Annotated in this window: 16 protein-coding genes; 5 read left to right on the top strand and 11 right to left on the bottom strand. The window is 32.4% G+C overall.

Features of this window, described 5'->3' with window-relative positions:
- Window positions 1-173: 173 nt before the first annotated feature.
- From secA to JOOMADRAFT_RS09675, 6 genes are all read right to left on the bottom strand, one after another.
- Complete coding sequence (gene secA, locus JOOMADRAFT_RS09700; RefSeq protein ID WP_008612885.1) at window positions 174-3,530, bottom strand: preprotein translocase subunit SecA; 3,357 nt, start codon at window positions 3,528-3,530, stop codon at window positions 174-176.
- Between the two features lie 85 nt (window positions 3,531-3,615).
- Window positions 3,616-3,837, bottom strand: coding sequence for a DUF2795 domain-containing protein (locus JOOMADRAFT_RS09695; RefSeq protein WP_008612884.1), 222 nt, complete (start codon window positions 3,835-3,837; stop codon window positions 3,616-3,618).
- Window positions 3,838-3,970: 133 nt separating this feature from the next.
- The gene (locus JOOMADRAFT_RS09690; RefSeq protein WP_008612883.1) at window positions 3,971-4,558 is read right to left on the bottom strand and encodes a cob(I)yrinic acid a,c-diamide adenosyltransferase; all 588 of its coding nucleotides are present in this window, start codon (window positions 4,556-4,558) and stop codon (window positions 3,971-3,973) included.
- A gap of 181 nt (window positions 4,559-4,739) precedes the next feature.
- Window positions 4,740-5,069, bottom strand: a complete 330-nt coding sequence (locus tag JOOMADRAFT_RS09685) for a hypothetical protein (protein WP_157136670.1) — start codon at window positions 5,067-5,069, stop codon at window positions 4,740-4,742.
- 406 nt (window positions 5,070-5,475) lie between these two features.
- Entirely contained in the window at window positions 5,476-7,338 is a 1,863-nt protein-coding gene (locus tag JOOMADRAFT_RS09680; RefSeq protein WP_008612880.1) for an ABC-F family ATP-binding cassette domain-containing protein, read from the bottom strand.
- A gap of 158 nt (window positions 7,339-7,496) precedes the next feature.
- Entirely contained in the window at window positions 7,497-7,925 is a 429-nt protein-coding gene (locus tag JOOMADRAFT_RS09675; protein ID WP_008612878.1) for a hypothetical protein, read from the bottom strand.
- A 322-nt stretch (window positions 7,926-8,247) separates the two neighbouring features.
- On the opposite strand from JOOMADRAFT_RS09675, the gene JOOMADRAFT_RS09670 reads away from it, so the two are divergent.
- Window positions 8,248-8,691 (top strand): Lrp/AsnC family transcriptional regulator, encoded by a 444-nt coding sequence (locus JOOMADRAFT_RS09670; protein WP_008612876.1) that lies wholly within the window; start codon window positions 8,248-8,250, stop codon window positions 8,689-8,691.
- Between the two features lie 217 nt (window positions 8,692-8,908).
- Here the strand turns inward: JOOMADRAFT_RS09670 and JOOMADRAFT_RS09665 are convergent, their stop codons facing one another.
- A complete protein-coding gene (locus JOOMADRAFT_RS09665; protein ID WP_008612875.1) occupies window positions 8,909-9,478 on the bottom strand; it encodes a DUF1543 domain-containing protein in 570 nt (189 codons plus the stop codon).
- Window positions 9,479-9,607: 129 nt separating this feature from the next.
- On the opposite strand from JOOMADRAFT_RS09665, the gene JOOMADRAFT_RS09660 reads away from it, so the two are divergent.
- Both JOOMADRAFT_RS09660 and JOOMADRAFT_RS09655 read left to right on the top strand, forming a co-directional pair.
- On the top strand, window positions 9,608-10,993 hold the full coding sequence (locus JOOMADRAFT_RS09660; protein WP_008612873.1) for an alpha/beta hydrolase: 1,386 nt from the start codon (window positions 9,608-9,610) through the stop codon (window positions 10,991-10,993).
- Window positions 10,994-11,044: 51 nt separating this feature from the next.
- Window positions 11,045-11,782, top strand: a complete 738-nt coding sequence (locus JOOMADRAFT_RS09655; protein WP_008612871.1) for a class I SAM-dependent methyltransferase — start codon at window positions 11,045-11,047, stop codon at window positions 11,780-11,782.
- Window positions 11,783-11,915: 133 nt separating this feature from the next.
- On the opposite strand, the gene JOOMADRAFT_RS09650 is transcribed toward JOOMADRAFT_RS09655, so the two are convergent.
- Window positions 11,916-13,124 carry an MDR family MFS transporter gene (locus tag JOOMADRAFT_RS09650; protein ID WP_008612870.1) on the bottom strand — a complete coding sequence of 403 codons (1,209 nt, stop codon included), beginning with the start codon at window positions 13,122-13,124 and terminating at the stop codon, window positions 11,916-11,918.
- A 679-nt stretch (window positions 13,125-13,803) separates the two neighbouring features.
- Here JOOMADRAFT_RS09650 and JOOMADRAFT_RS09645 point away from each other — a divergent pair.
- The gene (locus tag JOOMADRAFT_RS09645; protein ID WP_008612869.1) at window positions 13,804-14,472 is read left to right on the top strand and encodes a DUF1684 domain-containing protein; all 669 of its coding nucleotides are present in this window, start codon (window positions 13,804-13,806) and stop codon (window positions 14,470-14,472) included.
- A gap of 61 nt (window positions 14,473-14,533) precedes the next feature.
- On the opposite strand, the gene lnt is transcribed toward JOOMADRAFT_RS09645, so the two are convergent.
- Window positions 14,534-16,120 carry an apolipoprotein N-acyltransferase gene (gene lnt / locus JOOMADRAFT_RS09640; RefSeq protein ID WP_008612868.1) on the bottom strand — a complete coding sequence of 529 codons (1,587 nt, stop codon included), beginning with the start codon at window positions 16,118-16,120 and terminating at the stop codon, window positions 14,534-14,536.
- Between the two features lie 267 nt (window positions 16,121-16,387).
- On the opposite strand from lnt, the gene JOOMADRAFT_RS09635 reads away from it, so the two are divergent.
- Window positions 16,388-17,146 carry a CDP-alcohol phosphatidyltransferase family protein gene (locus tag JOOMADRAFT_RS09635; RefSeq protein ID WP_008612867.1) on the top strand — a complete coding sequence of 253 codons (759 nt, stop codon included), beginning with the start codon at window positions 16,388-16,390 and terminating at the stop codon, window positions 17,144-17,146.
- Between the two features lie 79 nt (window positions 17,147-17,225).
- On the opposite strand, the gene JOOMADRAFT_RS09630 is transcribed toward JOOMADRAFT_RS09635, so the two are convergent.
- The gene (locus JOOMADRAFT_RS09630; RefSeq protein ID WP_157136669.1) at window positions 17,226-18,029 is read right to left on the bottom strand and encodes a copper resistance protein NlpE N-terminal domain-containing protein; all 804 of its coding nucleotides are present in this window, start codon (window positions 18,027-18,029) and stop codon (window positions 17,226-17,228) included.
- Between the two features lie 68 nt (window positions 18,030-18,097).
- Window positions 18,098-18,838, bottom strand: a complete 741-nt coding sequence (lptB, locus tag JOOMADRAFT_RS09625; protein WP_008612865.1) for an LPS export ABC transporter ATP-binding protein — start codon at window positions 18,836-18,838, stop codon at window positions 18,098-18,100.
- Window positions 18,839-18,922 lie beyond the last annotated feature (84 nt).

Here is an 18,922-nt window from a genome sequence, read left to right as displayed (position 1 = left end):
GAGTAGGTTGATTCATTTAATTTAATACGCCCTACAAACTATAAATAGTTTTGTTGGATGGATAGTGGTTATATTCTAGGTTTTTTATTTAATATCTAAGGTATCTCATTTTTCTTCAAAAAAAAAGCGATAGAAGTATGAGTTCTATCGCTTTTATAAAAATTGGTGTTGTTTTATTCTTCTACAAGTACCCACTCGCCTTTAGATAACAGGGGCTCAGCTTGCTTAAATTTAACAACTTTATTTTCTCCAGACATTACATTTTTTATTGTTACCTTATCGTTTCTTCCAATTTTAGGTCTGTCTCTAACGATGGTTTCGGTAACTTGTGGTCTTTGTTGTGTTTGTCCGGCAGCTCTATTTTGAGCGGCTAACTCATCACTATTTGGAATTTCTTCTTTTGAAGTTTGAAAGTTTTCTTTCTTTTTAACTTCTCTAGCTTCTTGGATGTTGTTTGTGTCTTCTGTAGGAAGTTCTCCTTTAAATAAGAAAGAAATAACTTCTCTATTCACTTGGTCAATCATTACTTTAAATAATTCAAAAGCTTCAAACTTATAAATTAGTAATGGATCTTTTTGTTCGTGAACGGCTAACTGTACAGATTGTTTTAACTCATCCATTTTTCTTAAATGCGTTTTCCAAGCATCATCAATAATTGCAAGCGTTATATTCTTTTCAAAATCTGTAATTAATTTTTTCCCTTCAGAATCGTAAGCTTCTTTAAGGTTAGTAACTACTTTTAGAGTTTTTATTCCATCTGTAAAAGGTACTACAATACGCTCAAACTTATTGTTCTCATTTTCATAAACGTTTTTAATAACAGGAAAAGCAGTTTTTGCATTACGCTCAATTTTATCTTGATAGTAATTTAAAGCAGCTTTATAAACAATCTCCGTTATTTCTCTTGCCGATTTCTTCTTGAACTCCTCTTCGCTAATTGGAGATGTAATAGAGAAGAATTTTATCAATTCAAACTCATAGTTTTTATAATCGCTGGCAAGTTTATTACTTTCAACTATAGCTTCGCAAGTATCAAAAACCATATTCGCAATGTCAAGTTTTAAACGCTCACCTTCCAAAGCATGTCTTCTTCTTTTGTAAACTACTTCACGTTGTGCGTTCATAACGTCATCATACTCTAACAAACGCTTACGAACCCCAAAGTTATTTTCTTCTACCTTTTTCTGTGCGCGTTCAATAGATTTTGTCATCATGGAATGTTGAATAACTTCTCCGTCCTCAAGTCCCATTCTGTCCATCATTTTAGCAACTCTTTCTGAACCGAAAAGGCGCATCAAATTATCTTCCAAAGAAACATAAAACTGAGAACTTCCCGGATCTCCTTGACGACCAGCACGACCTCTTAACTGACGGTCAACACGTCTTGAGTCATGACGCTCAGTACCAATAATTGCAAGTCCCCCTGCATCTTTAACTTCTTTTTTAAGTTTGATATCGGTACCACGTCCTGCCATATTGGTTGCAATTGTAACAATACCACTTTGACCAGCTTCTGCAACAATATCTGCTTCCTTTTTATGCATTTTAGCATTCAATACATTATGAGGTATTTTTCTAATAGAAAGCATTTTAGAAAGTAATTCCGAAATCTCAACAGAAGTTGTACCTACAAGTACTGGTCTACCTTCTCCTACAAGTTTTACAATGTCTTCAATTACAGCATTGTATTTTTCTCGTTTTGTTTTATAAATAAGATCTTGTTTATCTGCTCTTGCAATTGGACGATTGGTTGGAATTTCCATAACATCCAATTCATATATTTCCCAGAATTCTCCAGCTTCTGTAATAGCAGTACCTGTCATCCCAGATAGTTTTCTATACATTCTAAAGTAATTCTGAAGTGTTACCGTAGCAAAAGTTTGCGTAGCAGCTTCAATTTTCACACTTTCTTTTGCTTCAATAGCTTGGTGTAATCCGTCTGAGTATCTACGACCGTCCATAATACGTCCAGTCTGCTCATCAACAATCATTACTTTGTTTTCCATTACCACATACTCTACATCTTTTTCAAAAAGAGTATATGCTTTTAAAAGCTGATTCATAGTGTGAATACGCTCACTTTTTATGGAAAAATCTTTAAATAGCTCTTCTTTAAGTTCAGCTTCTTCCTCTGTAGGAAGGTCTTTCTTCTCAATCTGAGCAATTTCAGTTCCGATATCTGGCATAACAAAGAAATCTGGATCTGTATCTCCAGACAGGTATTCTATTCCTTTATCGGTTAATTCAATTTGATTATTTTTTTCATCGATAACAAACCATAAAGCCTCATCTACTTTTGGCATTTCTCGATTGTTATCTTGCATGTAATGGTTTTCAGTTTTTTGAAGTAATTGTTTAATTCCTTCTTCACTTAAAAACTTAATTAATGCTTTATTTTTAGGTAAACCACGGTGTACTCTTAATAATTGAAAAGCACCTTCTTTAGTATCTCCAGCAGCTATTAATTTTTTGGCTTCTGCTAAAACTCCTGTTAAATACTGACGTTGTTTAGAAACAATATCGTTTACTTTTGGTTTTAACTCATTAAACTCATGTCTGTCTCCTTGTGGAACAGGTCCAGAAATAATAAGTGGGGTTCTTGCATCATCCACTAAAACAGAATCGACCTCATCAACAATAGCGTAGTTGTGAGGACGTTGCACTAAATCTTCTGGCGTATGAGACATATTATCACGCAAGTAGTCAAAACCAAACTCATTATTAGTTCCGTACGTAATATCTGCTAAATATGCATTTCTACGTCCTGTAGAACCAGGTTGGTGATTATCAATACAGTCTATTGAAAGTCCGTGAAACTCAAATAAAGGTCCCATCCAAGCACTATCTCGACGTGCTAAGTAGTTGTTTACAGTAACCAAATGTACTCCATTTCCTGAAAGTGCATTTAAGTAAACAGGTAAGGTTGCTACCAATGTTTTACCTTCTCCCGTTTGCATCTCTGCAATTTTACCTTGGTGCATTGCAATCCCTCCAATAAGCTGCACATCGTAATGTACCATGTCCCAGGTAACTTCTTTTCCAGCGGCATCCCATGAGTTTTTCCAAATGGCTTTGTCGTCTTGTAAGCTAACGTAATCGTTATTTCCAGAAATTTCTCTATCAAAAGTGGAAGCGGTAACGGTAATAGTTTCGTTATTCGCAAAGCGTTTTGCAGTTTCTTTAACTACAGCATATGCTTCAGGAAGAATTTCATTAAGTGTTTTTTCGGTATTTTCATATACCTTTTCTTTAAGCGCATCTATTTCTGTATAAATATCTTCATTTCTGTCGATATCGTTTGAAGCTTCTGCTTCTGTCCTTAGCGTTTGTATTTTCTCGTCTAGAGAGGCGTAAGAAGCCTTTATTTTATCTTTAAATTCTTGTGTTTTAGCTCTAAGCTCGTCATTGGAGAGTTGAGAAAGTGTTTCTTCGAAAGATTTTATTTGGTTTACAATAGGTTGTAATGCCTTAACATCTTTCTTGGCCTTATCTCCTACGAAAACTTTTAAAACTGAATTGAGTAAACTCATGTCTGTATGTGTATTTATATTTCAAAATTAAGCAAAAAAAAAGCCTCGACAGAGACTTTTTTGCTTTATAATGTTAATGTGTTTGTTAATATTCATCCTCGTTCCAGAGGTAATCTTCCTCTGTTGGATAATCCGGCCAAATCTCTTCAATAGATTCATACATATCGCCTTCGTCTTCCATTGCTTGTAAGTTTTCTACAACTTCTAATGGAGCGCCGGTTCTAATAGCATAGTCAATTAATTCATCTTTTGTTGCTGGCCAAGGCGCATCGTCTAAATATGATGCTAATTCTAAAGTCCAATACATCTGCTATTGATTTTTAATTTTGTGCAAAAATAAATTTTTATAGTAAAAAGTCAAGTAAAATTTATATTATTTACATATTATTTCTAAGAACGTAGTTTTTAAGGCTTTATATTGAATAAAAATCAATAAAATGTCATTTTTGTTCCGATGTTTCTTTGTTTGGAATCCATTTTACTTCATCTGCCTTTAAATCGAAAGTCAACTTCCGTGCCAATACAAATAAATAATCCGATAAACGATTTAAATAATTAAGAACTAATTCGTCAAAAGGTTCATTTTCATGTAAATAAGTGGCTTTTCGTTCTGCTCTCCGACAGATAGTTCTAGCTATATGACAATATGACACCGTTGTGTGCCCTCCTGGAAGGACAAAGTGTGTCATGGGTGGAAGCGAAGCATCCATTGCATCAATCTCGGTTTCTAATAAAGAAATATCTTCTTTGGAAACCCTTGGGATATCAAGGCGCTTTTTCCCATTTTTCAAAAACTCTTTCTCTGGCGGAGTTGCTAAAATAGCACCTATGGTAAACAATCTGTCTTGAATTGCTATCAAAACTGTTTTATAAGCATCTTCAATTTCTTGGTCGCGTATAAGTCCAATCCACGAATTTAATTCGTCCACAGTTCCATATCCTTCAATTCGGATGTGGTGTTTTGGAACTCTCGTGCCGCCATATAGAGCAGTGGTTCCTTTATCGCCAGTTTTGGTGTAAATTTTCAAGATTCTAAGTTTTTATTTTTTTTAGACGCATATCTGTCCTCAAACCTATTGTTTCTTCGTTCTCTCTTGTTTTTCATATTCCGCTTATTATTAAGCCAAACAAAAATAAAGAGAACTGCCATAACAACAATCCAAATAATATTAGTTTCCATTTTACTTTTCTTTATAAGAATATAATAAATTAAATTCGGATACAAAAACCTTCTTTTACCTGTCCCTTTTTAATAAATAGAAATCCGATGTTGTAAAAGTCGATACTAACGGTAAAAGAATCACTGTTTTTTAATTTTTCCCACCCATTTTGTGCGTTTTTATTGCATTTTAAATCGTCCACTATAAAAAAAGTAAAGTTATTTTTTTCTTTCTGAATGCTCTCTAAAGTAGCTTTCTTTAATGAAAAATAGGTGGTTTTTTTACTGCTGAAGGCATTCTCGTGCTCATTTACAAAATCCGCATTATTCAAATAGTTAATTGCTCGATTGATAATTTTTTGTTTTCTAGCACTCAACATAACACTCTTTTTTAAATTTTTTAAAAATGAATGCTCCTCTAAAACTTGCTTTTTATAAAGTCCTTTTGTAACCAAACAATACACAAAAGGGGAGTGGATACCATGCTGATTGGTAGATTTAAAAAGGTATGTTATGTAGGAAAGCAAGTTTATAAAGTTAAAAGTTGAAAAGTTGAAAGTAAAAAAAGTTATGTTGTTACGCTGTTATGTTGTTATGAAATTTAATAAAAACGGCTTACTGTTTCCTGAACACTTCTAACTCCCGTCTTCTGACTTTTGTTAAGTTAAAAAGTTATCGAGTTAGGTTGTTGAAATGTTTCAGAAAAGCTTTTTTTGCCTAGAGCCTAGAGCCTAGAGCCTAGAGCCTAGAGCCTAGAGCCTAGAGCCTAGAGCCTAGAGCCTAGAGCTACTCCATTTTCATAGAAAGTTCAAACCAAGCTTCTGTTTTTTTCTCAAGTTCATTTATAATATCTTGAAGTTTTATAGACTGTTTATCAATTTCTTCACCTTCTAATTCCCCAGTAGCAAAAACTGCTTCCGCTTCTTTTTTCTTTTCTTCTAACTTTTTAATATCTCGCTCTAACTTTTTAAACTCTTTCTGTTCTTCATAACTTAAAGCTGTATTAGCATCTTTTTTCCAAGTTTTTTTAGGAGTGTCTTCAGATGTAATTTTCTCTTCTTTTTGTGGCTCACTACTTTCATAGGCTCTGTAGTCGGTGTAGTTTCCTGGAAAGTCTTCTACTTCTCCTTTTCCTTTAAAAATAAAAAGGTGATCTACAATTTTATCCATAAAATAACGGTCGTGAGAAACAACCAATAAGCAGCCTGGAAAATCCAAGAGAAACGATTCTAATACATTTAGTGTTACAATATCCAAATCGTTGGTAGGCTCATCGAGAATTAAAAAGTTTGGATTCTGAATTAAAACAGTACATAGATACAGACGCTTTAATTCTCCTCCACTTAGTTTTTCCACATAGTCGTATTGCTTTTTACGGTCGAATAAAAAGCGTTCTAAAAGTTGAGCAGCAGATATTGTTCTTCCTTTTGTAAGCGGAATAAACTCTCCATACTCTTTGATAATATCTATAACTTTTTGTTCAGGTTTCGGATTGATTCCACTTTGTGTGTAATACCCAAACTTAATGGTGTCTCCAATAATTACTTTTCCAGCATCGGGTTCTAAATTACCAGTTAAAATGTTAAGGAAAGTAGATTTTCCAGTCCCATTTTTTCCAATAATTCCAATACGCTCTCCTCTTTGGAAGTTGTATTCAAACTGGTCGAGAATTGTTTTTTCCTGAAAACTTTTGGAAACTTTATGGAACTCTACAATTTTGCTCCCCAACCGTTCCATATTAATTTCTAATTGGATCTGATGATCTTGTCTTCGTTGATGCGCTTTTTCTTTAATTTTATAGAAATCATCAATTCTAGATTTCGATTTGGTAGTACGAGCTTTTGGTTGTCTACGCATCCAATCTAGTTCTTTAGTAAATAAATTTTTAGCTTTATCTACTGAGGCTTGCTCTGCTTGAATTCTCGCTTCTTTCTTTTCTAAATAATAGGAGTAATTTCCTTTGTATTGATATATTTTTCCGTGGTCTAATTCTATAATTTCATTACATACACGTTCCAAAAAATAACGGTCGTGTGTAACCATAAATAGCGTAATATTTTCTTTAGCAAAATACTGCTCCAGCCACTCAATCATTTCTAAATCTAAATGGTTTGTAGGCTCATCTAGAATTAAAAGATCGGGCGTATTTAACAAAATAGTAGCTAATGCTAGTCGCTTTTTCTGACCTCCAGAAAGTTTATTTACTTTTTTGTTAAGATCGTCAAGTTTTAGCTGAAATAAAATCTGCTTGTATTGCGTTTCAAAATCCCAAGCATTTTTAATATCCATTTGTTCAAAGGCTTTTTGGTAGGCCTCCGTATCGTCTAGATTTTCTAGTGCTTTTTCGTAATTTTGAATTGTTTTTAAAACATTATTATCAGAAGCAAAAATGGTTTCTTCAATAGTTAGATTTGGATCTAAATCTGGTTCTTGAGATAAAAAAGAAATCCTAATTCCATTTCGAGAAACAACTTGTCCGCTATCTGGTGTATCTTTTCCAGTAATAATATTTAACATGGAAGTTTTTCCAGTACCATTTTTAGCAATAAATGCTATTTTTTGGTCTTTATTTATTCCGAAAGAAATATCGGTAAATAGAACTCTCTCTCCGAAAGATTTGGCAATATTTTCTATTGATAGGTAATTCACAAAAACAATTTTTGCAAATTAAAGCAATTTAGAATTGAGAAGCGATAAAAAACACTAACTGAATTATAAATGTTGAATTTTAAATGTTGAATGTTGAATTAAAAAGAAAGTGTACTATATATACCTACTATATTTTATGTTAAACCCTCCATGAGAGATTAATTTTTGTTGGAAATTCCTAAAGCCCATTTATTTTGAAGATGCCCAAATTTTTTAACCTCTTTGCGTAAAAGGTGCAAAAATTCTTTTCCCTGACCATGAGTTAACTCTAAACTTTCACAATAGTGAAGCAAAGCAGCTGTGTTTTTTTGAATGGAAGAAATAGAAGCTAATTTAATTGTAGGATCTGGCGTTGCTTCTGCCATGGCTATTTTTGGAGCCAAACCTAAAGATGTCATTACCAGTTTATCTGAAAATTGGTCTGATGCAATTTTAGAATTATGAAGCTCTATAACCGATTTATCTCCTCTTAAGTATTCAACAATTTGCCTACTTAATTTAAAGATATAAAGCGCTTTTCTGTACACCGGTAATTTGGTTACATTACGCCTTCGGTAATTATAAAGAGAATAGTTCTTTTTCATCATTGCTGCTTTTTACAAAATTACATCAGAAAACAAAAAGATTTATTTATTTTTTAAAGTGAAATGATTATTTTGCATTAATAATAAAGGTATTTTATGTTTTTTTATTTAAAAATAACAGCATGCATTCGTTTTACTCTACTAAGTAGCTAGACTATGTAAGTATTAATTTCTCTTAAAAGTTAATTAGATGAAACCTTTATAGAGAGATTTATTAGAATTAAAATAGTTGCATTCATAATAAAGTGAAGATTTCTATGAGCTAGAAACCTTTTGTGTGATTGTATAAAATACCGAAAATTAATTGTTTAATTTGAATTTTTATATGAAGATAGATAATCTAAACTGGTCAATTTTAAAGCTTTTACAGGAAAATGCACGTTATACAAATGCAGAAATTGGACGTACAATAGGACTCTCATCTCCAGCAGTTGCAGAGCGGATAAAAAAATTAGAAGATATAGGGGTTATTGATGGTTATAAGGCCGAAATAAACCATATTCAAACAGGATATCAATTAAAAGCCTTCGTAACTTTACGAGCCTTTATGGGGAAACTAAAACCTTTTTTGGAGCAAGTAAAAACTTATAAAGAAGTACTTAATTGTTACCGAATTACTGGAAATGAGAATTTGGTAATGGAGGTGGTGTTATACGATCAATTTCATCTGGAAGAATTTATCGATAAACTTATTACCTATGGAGAAGTTCGTACTTCAATAGTGCTTTCTAATGTTATTGAGAATAATCCAATCGGTAAAAATAGATGATTGTTTAATTTAACGATTGTATAATTTGAAAATGTACTATTGTATTAATCTCAGATATGCTTTAAAATACTCAATTTTATTGCAGCTTCTTTTGGGTTTCAAAAATTTCAGCCACAAATTCACGGATTTATAGTATTTCCCTTTTTATAGGTTTACTGGAATAAAAGATACATTAGTGAATTCGTGGCAAACAAATTTTTCTTTATTTAAAACCAATTTACTCCTTTAATAGCTTATCTATTTTTACATAACCAATATGTAATTCATCTTCATCTTTATGTTCTGTTTTGGTATATTTTAATTGCTGTTTTTCTTTGAAAATAGCAGGAAGCATTTCTTCAATATTATAAATGTCATCTACATCAATTCCGTATTTATCATCAATATGAGACTCGGCTCCTTTAAACCCACAGTGTTTGTAAAAAGTAGTCTGTTTAGATTTTTTTATTGCCTCTGCTTTAGTTGGTGCAACTGTTAAAATTTTATAATGATATTCTTCAAATTCATTTTCTTTATAACCGCCAAGGTTGATAAAAAATAATTGAGAGTCATTTTTAACGGGAGATGTTCTAGCTTCAACATCAATTTGGAAACCATCTACTTTAGTAACTTCGCGCCAAGCATCGATATGAATTTGTCCTTTTGCTTCTGGCCAAAAAGCTTTCATCTCAGGGATTAATTCTTTTAAAGAAGTCCCAATTCCGAAGAAAATATCGTGTTGTTCTGTAAATCTTCCTTCAGGTTTACAGCCTAACATCACCATAAAAAGTTTTAATTTAGTCGCCATTCTTGATCTCTTTATTTAAGGGAACAAAGATATTTTTTTAAAAAGAATTTAAGAACATTCTTGAGAAATCTATTTTTATCAATAAATTTAGAAACAGCTTTTGGCTATATTTTTGACACCTAATTTTTTATGCGAAAAATAATTTTACTTCTTTTTATATCTACTATTGGGCTTGCTCAGGATAAAGAATTACCCCTTGGAAAAATAACCGACTCTCTGTTAATTAGCGGAGATAGAGGTACCTACGCTGTGTATTTACCAACTACCTATTCTGAAGAAAAAAAATGGCCTGTAATAATGGTTTTCGACCCATCCGGAAGAGGGGAGTTGGCTGTGAGTCATTTTATAGAAGCCTCCGAGAAGTATGGTTATATAATTGCAGGCTCCAATAATGTCAAAAATGCAACATATCAGGAAAATTTTAATATCGCAAGGGCATTTTATGCTGAGGTTTTGTCTCGTTATAGCACCGATGATAACGGAATTTATTTGGGAGGTTTTTCGGGAGGTGCTCGTTTGGCATCTGCAATAGCAGTAATCTCTAAAAATATTAAAGGGGTGCTGGCTTGCGGAGCTTCTTTTGCGAATAATAATACCTATATGCCTAAAAGAAATAGCTTTTTATATGTAGGAATAGTAGGAGATGAGGATTTTAATTATCGTGAAATGAAATCGGCCGACGATTATTTGAATAAATTGAAATTCGATTCAGATTTATTAATTTTTTCTGAAGGACACGTATGGCCACCAAAACACTTTATTACAAAAGGAGTACGACTGCTAACCTTAAAGTCGATGACTAGAAATATACTTCCGAAGAATGAAGAAAAAATTAAACAGTTTTATACTGAAGATCTAGAATTTAATAGGGATTTAGTGAATAAAAATGAAATGCTTTATGCCTATAGAGACCTTGAAGCAATGAAAGAAAATTACCGTTTTTATTTTGAAAAAGATAGCATAAAAGACTTACAAAAGGAGGTTAAGAGGACAAAAAATTATCGAACTCAGCGTAATAGTCAATATTATGTAGATGAGATAGAGCCTAGTTATTATATGGATTATCTTAATTACCTTCCTAGAGATATTGCTGCCGCAGAGCTTGAATCTTTGGGATATTGGGAGGGAGAAATAATTTCACTTAATAAAGATTTTATAAATTCTCCAGATCCAGCAAAACAGAAAATGGGCAAGCGATTGATAAGTTTTTTAACAGTTGTTCCTTCGGAATTAGAAGCTTCGTATAATGAAGAAGAAAACTTACAGAATTTGCTGTATATCAATATTTTTAAAACAATAATAACTCCAAAAGAATATGACGCATATTTGAAAGTGTTGAAATATACAGTGAAAAAAGGAGATTATGGAATGGCACTATTTTACTTGGAGAAAATGCTGAAGAATGATTTTAAAGATGTTGACCAATTAAATAATCAAGAGGGAATTACGTTGCTAAGAATACAACCAGAATATAACGATTTGCTAGAAGCATATGGTTTGGAAACAATGTATTAATTCTTCATAAGTTTGTCTATATAGCTATTGAAAAACAATAAAAATATGCATATGAAAACAATAATAGATAATTTTTCTACTGATTCTGGTAATTATGCTAAATACCGTCCTACATATCCTAAAGAGTTTATAGAGGAAATTTCTCACCATGTAAATTACAAGAAGTCAGCTTTAGATATTGGCACAGGAAATGGGCAAGTAGCTGTTGTTTTAAGTGAAATTTTTGCACAAGTAAATGCGATTGATATTAGTGAGAATCAGCTTAAAAATGCGATACAGTTACCTAATATTGAATATCAGGTATCTAGAGCGGAAGAAACGCCATTTTACAATCAGTATTTTGATTTAATTACGGTTGGGCAAGCATTTCATTGGTTTGATTTTGATGCTTTTTATGAAGAAGCGAAGCGGATTTTAAAACCAGGGGGGGTACTAGCTTTATTTGGTTATGGTGTTTTGAGAGGAAGTGCTGATTTTAATGCAAAAATGAACGTTTTTTACGAAGAAGTTATAGGGAGTTATTGGGATAAGGAACGTATTTATATTGATGAAAAATATCAGAACATTAATTTTCCTTTCAATGAAATAAACCTCTCTAAAGATTATTTCATAAAAGTTAATTGGACATTAGCGCAATTAAAGGGGTATTTAGAAAGTTGGTCGGCAGTAAAAAAATATGAAAAGCAAAATAACGAGAATCCAGTTGAAGATTTTATACAACTGCTTTCTGGAATTGAGAAAATCAGTTTAGAATTCCCTGTTTTTTATAGAATTGGAAGTTTAAAATAGGGAGGTGAAATTTTAGCCACAAATTTACAAATATATTGTATTTGACTTCGTTTTAGAGTTTGCCCATGGGATGACAGGGAATAAAAATACATTTGTGAATTCGTGGCAAATTGTTTATAAGACAGCCTCTTATTTAATCATTTCCTTGAATTATAACTCTTCTGTTTAAATAATAAAGCAATAGGCAAGCTATAATTCCAAGCATAATCATAAAGTACCAAGTAAATTCAAACCCAAATAAATCTATTAAATGGAAGCCAGAATTATGTCCTAAAATATGCGATACAGAAAATGAAATACTGTAAAGAGCCAAATACTCTCCTTGATTACCTCTTTTGGCTCGATTCAAGGCAAATGCATTAGAAAATGGAAACACAAGCATTTCTCCAAAACTCATTAATATCATCCCGATAACTAGCATTCCTATCCATCCAGAAATATTTAAAACTACAAAACTCAAAAAGGTTAAAAAGCAGCCTATCATTACAATAGAAAGGTTGCTCCATGCTTTCTTTTCGAAAAATTGAACCAAAGGCATCTCAAATAAAAATATTAAAAAACCATTAAACCCTAGAAGAAGTCCTATTTCATCTTCAGTTAGGGTGAAAATTTCTTTGTAATAAAGCGGAACTGTTGAAAAATATTGAAGGAAAATAAATCCAAACAAAATCATGGACACAAAAAATAACCAATACGGAAAATCGTTATAAGCCGATTTTGGAGCATTGTTTTTTACTTCATCTAAAACTTTAGCTCTTTTTGGATTTAGTACATTTAACAATAATATTCCAGCAAAAAAGCATGTAATCCCATCAACCCAAAAAAGTCCGCCATAACTCATGTTTGTTATTATGAGTCCGCCAATAGCTGGTCCTGCAGAAAATCCTAGATTTATAGCAAGACGGATTAGCGTTACAGAGCGTGTTTTATTTTCTGGCTTACTGTAAGCACTTAATGCTACAAAAACAGCAGGACGGAACATATCTGCAATCAACATTACTGTAAAAATACCGAAGCAAATACTCCAGAAAGTGTCTAAAAATTGAAGCGCTACAAAACTTAGAGCCGATCCTAATAAGCTAAATGCCATTATTTTATAATATCCTATTTTATCGGTTAACTTGCCTCCAATCCAAGAGCCAACAACCGAGCCGAGTCCGAAGAAAGTCATAATCCAGCCAACATCTGCAAGGGTAAAACTTAATTTTTGTGTAAGATAAAGCGATAGGAATGGGATTACCATAGTTCCAGCTCGGTTTATTAAAGTTATTAAAGCAAGCCACCAAACTTCTTTTGATAGCCCTTGAAAAGATGAAATGTATCCTAAGTATAATTTTTTCACATGAAAATTTTTAAGTTATATACTTTGTTTTAAGATTGTTAATCTGCTTTGTAAATCCATCATTGAGGGTTTTATTCCCCAAAGCCTGTCCAGAGTTTACCAAAGGGCTCGATATCGAAATGGATTTACTTATTTTCCTTTGACTACCTCATAGTTTGCCCCGAGGTAGTTGATTAATAACTAGCTTTTTTAAAACCCTTAGCTTTGTTCAATTACTTTTATTAAGGCAAATACTTAAACTAAAACAAATCCCTCTGTATGGGGTTTATCAGTTTAAAAAATTATTAATTGGTTTTAAAAAGAAAAGCCCGACGTTTTTAGCGTCGGGCTTTTATATAGTTATGTTTGTAACATTATTACATCATACAAAAGCACCAACAGCGTACCAGAGAGTACACATAAGATTTATTATACGTTGTAATATGTTTCATCATTTTTTTATTGTTAATGAACTCGCCTAAACGAATTCAAAACAAAGCTACTTAAAAAAGTAATAAGTTGTATTTTTGTTTTTCAGAAAAAACTATTTAAAATGTCCTTATAGTAGGATTTTATAATGACCAAGAACAGTTACTTCCACAAAAGGGAATAATAAAACGAAGGTCTTTTTAAAGGTAGTGGCGCTTTGTGTTGTGGGATAAAACATTGAGAATTAATTGTTAAACTTAAATTTATTAGTGTGAAATTAAACTTTTTTATTACTCTTTCTATTGTGTTTTTAATGACTGCTTGTAAGGATGGGAAAAAATATCATGATGATAAAAAGGAAATAAAAGCAACTTCAGAAAATATAAAAACTGAATTAAGTAAGGAAGCTCAGGCACTAGCTTTTCAGAAGGAAATAAATGAAGAATATGCAGATCCTAAAGAATCTCCATTAACGAAAGAAGATTTTATAGGATTTGAGAGTTTAGAATTTTTTCCAATAGATACAAGTTTTAATGTGGTTGCCAAATTAGAATTAACTCCAAACGAACAGCCATTTTTAATGCCAACAACCACAGATAGAAAATCGGAGGAAGTTTTGTTTGGAATCCTTTATTTTGAATTGCATGGTAAAAAGTTTTCTTTAAACGTATATCAAAATCTACAGTTAAAAGAAACAGAAGAATATAAAGATTATCTCTTTTTGCCATTTGCTGATACAACTAATGGGGAAGAAACCTATGGAGGGGGGCGTTATATAGACCTTAGGATCCCGGAAACCGATTCCATTACAATTGACTTTAATAAAGCGTATAATCCGTATTGTGCGTATAATAAAAAATACTCTTGTCCTATTGTGCCAAAAGAGAATACGTTAGATTATGCAATTACTGCTGGGGTTAAAAAATTTAAGTCTCATTAAATATCTAAAGGAAGTTACATACCGTGAGTTTGATTTAGCATTTCTAATTAACAGTAAAAAGTTATTGTTTTTTACGAGCAATAGCATAAAGTAAAATCATTCCTGCAAAAAGCACACTCAATCGGGCAATATAATCCCCATATTTTACATAAAAGGTTTCTTTATTATTGATAGTAACTTCTCCAGATAAACTTCCTTTGGCATTATAAGCAAGTGTTTTGGTAACCTCTCCCTTCTCATTTATAAAGGCAGAAATTCCCGTATTTGCACTTCTGGCAACACTTTTACGAGTTTCTATAGCACGAAGTCTTGCGTAACTTAAATGTTGCTTATGTCCTTGGGTGTTGTCCCACCAAGCATCATTAGTAATAATTGCTAAAAAGTTAGCTCCGTTTTTTACATATCCTGTTACAAATTCCCCATAAATAGATTCGTAGCATATAATAGGAGCAGCTGCAAATACTTTATCATTTGAAAAGAAAACGCTGCGGTCTTTTTGTGTTGCTCGCATTGCCACAGTTCCTCCTAAGTCTAGCATGACATCTCCTAATAAAGGTTCTAGAACATTTTTAAATGGAAAGTTTTCAACCCCAACAACTAATTTTGATTTTATATATTTTTCTGAAATGTTATTTTTTCCTACTTGTACGGCAGCATTGTAAAAATCAAACCAACCATTTTGACCGTAAAAGTTTGCAGTAATTGTAGGTTTTTCTTTCTGAGGATAATGACGATAGAAATCTACTCCTGTAATAAATTGCATATTTGGATACTGACTCACAAAGTTTTGTAAAACCATTTTTTCTGTAGCGTTATCAAATGCATCTATAGACGAGCCTTTTGCCAATGCCGTTTCTGGCGCAATAACATAATTTGTATTCGATGTAACAACTGGTTCAGCTAGTTTTACAAGGCTTTTTGCCATTTGAAGGTTTGAAATATCATATTTTTGAGAGTATGGGTCTATATTGGGTTGTAGTAAAGTAATTGCTGCTTTTTGAGAGGACTCCTCGTAATTTTTCAGTAAAAAGAGAGAAAAAATAATAGGTATCGCAATTAATAAAACATTGCGAGCAATTCCTTTTGATAAAATACGTCTATTCTTACTTTCTTGATATTTAACAATTGTTGTAAAAACTCCAATATTAATAATCCAAATCCAAAGTGCACCTCCAAAAGTTCCTGTATACTCATACCATTGAATCCAAGTAGTATATTGGGAGAAGGCATTTCCTAAGTTGAGCCATGGCCAAGAAAAATCCCAGTTGAGGTGAAACTTTTCAAAAGCCATCCAAATAGCAGGGAGAAATATAAGATGGATTTTTGCGGGTAAACGCTTTGCAACAAAATGATAAAGAGAAAAAACAATCGTCATTAAAAGTGAATTCACAGCCAATGCAAAAAACATCCCAAAAGGGGTAGAATACCAAATCCACCAAGTGGTTATAGAATTCCAAATAATAAAAGCTAGGTATGCTGTAAAAAATACTTTAGTTCCTTTTCTTTTATAATTAGATTCTCGGATGTGTTTTTCGGCTAACAGTAAGGGAACAAAACCAATAAAAGCAAGCAGAGGGACACCATATGTTGGCCAAGCTAGTGCTAATAATAGTCCTGATAATATGGCGAGTAAATACGAGTTTTTCACACTAATAAACTTAAGTTAAAATTTAAATTTCAAGAACTTACATAATTAAGCAAAGAATCATTTTCTTTTAAGAAACGTTTACCTTGGCTATACTTAATCCCTCCATGAGGGTTTCATGAAATTATTTTGATACTGCTAATATCTTAATAAAATTTGATAGCACCATGTGGAGTGAAAAGAGATACTATATAATTATTATATTTAAATAATATCTCATCCACTTAAATTTTAAAAATAGTAATTTTACATAATTGAAATTTTACACTAATGAAGAAATTTATTCCCAACGGATTAACACTTTTAAACCTACTTTGCGGTACTATTGCAGTTATTTTAGCAGTTCAAGGTAGTCTCATTTTTGCTGCATATTTTGTTTTTGCAGGAATCTTTTTTGATTTTTTTGATGGGCTTGCTGCAAGACTCTTAAATGCGCAAAGTGAATTAGGCTTACAACTCGACTCGTTGGCAGATATGGTGACTTCTGGGGTTGTACCAGGTATAGTTATGTTTCAATTATTTAATATGAGCGAAGAAAATTATACTTGGGACAATCATGAAGTAACTCAAACGATGGTAAATGTTGACGGGTTTAAATTTTCTTTTTTAGCAATTTTCGGGCTTTTAATTACTTTAGGCTCTGCATACAGATTGGCAAAGTTTAATATAGATGAGGAGCAAGCAACTTCTTTTATAGGTTTGCCAACTCCAGCAAATGCACTTTTTATATTATCGTTACCATTAATATTACATTTTCAAGAGTCTAGTTTTTTAGACAGTTTAATTCTTAATAAATGGTTTTTAATAGTAATAACCATTTTAAGTACCTATATGTTGAATGCCAGAATTGCTCTTTTTGCATTGAAGTTTAAAAGCTGGGGATTCAAAGAAAATAGCATCCGATATGTGTTTTTAGTAATAGCAGCCCTTTTATTAATACTGCTCCAGTTTGCTGCAATTCCATTGATTATAGTATTGTATGTATTGTTTTCGGTTGTGATGAGTTTTCAACAGAAGAGTCGCGCTTAAAAATAAATCTAAACTATTAAAAAAGCCTTTGAGTAAGTAAACTCAAAGGCTTTTTTAATTCTAAATACAGGATTGCACCTTATTTAGCAAGTTCAAAAACTGCTAAAGGAGCCATACGTGCTTTAGTAATAGAAAGCACCCCGTCTTTAATGGTGTAAGTGTCGGCTTTTTCAAGAATTCCCATAAACTGACTCTCAACTTTCATATCCAAACAAGCTTTCATGGTGCTTGCTAATTTTGAAGTTTCAAATCTATTACCTTCTTTTAGTGTATAAGATCCTGTAAAACTATTACATCCAGCGTTTCCGCTAACTCTATTTTCTTCAGCAAAAAACTGTATAAAAGGTTCAGAAGTTGCTTTTCCAATTTCAGAAACTGGTTGCCCCATAAGTTTTACAAGCCTCCATTTTTTTCCAGTAAGCGCTTCGTCAGATATTATTTGTTCTTTGTTTAAAACATATTTATTGGCCAATGCACCTTCAATTTTAGCACCTTGGTTGTCAAGCTTTGTTAAAGTGTTTTCTCCAACAGCATATTGTTGATTTTTATCTCCATCTAAAGTAATTTGATTTCCTTTAGCATTCCAAGTAAAAGAACCAGATTTCTCAGATGGTTCTTCTTCTTTACCAAGATATGTAGTAGTTACAATATATGTTTTATCTAGATTTAAGAGAAGAGAAGTTTCTATTCCTTCACAATCTGCGCATGGGAGTATCCCTTTATAAGTTCCATTCCAATCCAAGGAGTTTTCGCTAGTATGGGTGTCCACCATTTTTTCTTCAGTTGAAGTTGTTGTTTCCTCTTTTTTTGGTTTTTCATTGCATCCAACAGCTAATAGGGCAGCAGATAGCAAACCAATTGAAGTTAATTTTAAATTCATCATTGCTTTTTAATTAATTTTTGAGATAAAACGATTTTCAATATATAGTAGTAGGGATTATCAGTTTTAGTCTAAAAATCTAATTTTTTCTTTCTTAGCTCGAAGTTCTGACCTAAGTATACTTTTCTCACCATTTCATCGGCAGCCAATTCTTCTGGGATTCCTGCTTTTAAGATATTACCTTCAAACATTAGGTAAGAGCGCTCCGTAATAGCTAGCGTTTCTTGAACATTATGGTCGGTAATTAAAATCCCGATGTTTTTATTTTTAAGCTGCGCTACAATACGCTGAATGTCTTCCACAGCAACTGGGTCGACTCCTGCAAAAGGTTCGTCAAGCAAAATAAAACTTGGATCGGTAGCTAGTGCTCGTGCAATTTCTGTACGTCTACGCTCTCCTCCAGAAAGTAAATCTCCTCTGTTTTTTCTGATATGACCAAGGCTAAACTCATCAATTAACGCTTCCATTTTCATTTGGCGCTCTTTTTTAGAAAGTTTTGTTAGCTGAAGCACACTCATAATATTGTCTTCAATACTTAATTTTCTAAAAACAGAAGCCTCTTGCGCTAAATACCCAATTCCGTTTTGAGCACGTTTATACATTGGGTAATTGGTAATTTCTTGATTATCTAAAAATATTTTTCCACCATTAGGTTTAATAAGACCAACTATCATATAAAAAGAAGTGGTTTTACCTGCTCCATTAGGGCCTAATAATCCAACAATTTCTCCACGATTTACTTCAAGAGAAATTCCTTTCACTACTTTTCGTCCCTTGTAGGATTTCATGATGTTTTCAGCTCTTAGCTTCATATGATGTTGCTTATTTTTAGTAATTCAGATGAAATAAATACTCCATTCGCCATCAAAAGTATGGATTTTGGGGTTAAATAGAAC

The sequence above is a fragment of the Galbibacter orientalis DSM 19592 genome (assembly GCF_000260115.1).
In the GTDB taxonomy this organism is placed as follows: Bacteria; Bacteroidota; Bacteroidia; order Flavobacteriales; family Flavobacteriaceae; genus Galbibacter; species Galbibacter orientalis.
The sequence above is the reverse complement of the archived record's forward strand: the minus strand, read 5'-3'. Positions and strand labels throughout refer to the sequence as shown.

Coding starts and splice junctions, on each gene's coding strand:
- secA (WP_008612885.1), bottom strand. CDS start 3,530: ATGAGTTTACTCAATTCAGTTTTAAAAGTTTTCGTAGGAGATAAGGCC.
- JOOMADRAFT_RS09695 (WP_008612884.1), bottom strand. CDS start 3,837: ATGTATTGGACTTTAGAATTAGCATCATATTTAGACGATGCGCCTTGG.
- JOOMADRAFT_RS09685 (WP_157136670.1), bottom strand. CDS start 5,069: ATGTTGAGTGCTAGAAAACAAAAAATTATCAATCGAGCAATTAACTAT.
- JOOMADRAFT_RS09675 (WP_008612878.1), bottom strand. CDS start 7,925: ATGATGAAAAAGAACTATTCTCTTTATAATTACCGAAGGCGTAATGTA.
- JOOMADRAFT_RS09670 (WP_008612876.1), top strand. CDS start 8,248: ATGAAGATAGATAATCTAAACTGGTCAATTTTAAAGCTTTTACAGGAA.
- JOOMADRAFT_RS09665 (WP_008612875.1), bottom strand. CDS start 9,478: ATGGCGACTAAATTAAAACTTTTTATGGTGATGTTAGGCTGTAAACCT.
- JOOMADRAFT_RS09660 (WP_008612873.1), top strand. CDS start 9,608: ATGCGAAAAATAATTTTACTTCTTTTTATATCTACTATTGGGCTTGCT.
- JOOMADRAFT_RS09655 (WP_008612871.1), top strand. CDS start 11,045: ATGAAAACAATAATAGATAATTTTTCTACTGATTCTGGTAATTATGCT.
- JOOMADRAFT_RS09635 (WP_008612867.1), top strand. CDS start 16,388: ATGAAGAAATTTATTCCCAACGGATTAACACTTTTAAACCTACTTTGC.
- JOOMADRAFT_RS09630 (WP_157136669.1), bottom strand. CDS start 18,029: ATGATGAATTTAAAATTAACTTCAATTGGTTTGCTATCTGCTGCCCTA.
- lptB (WP_008612865.1), bottom strand. CDS start 18,838: ATGAAGCTAAGAGCTGAAAACATCATGAAATCCTACAAGGGACGAAAA.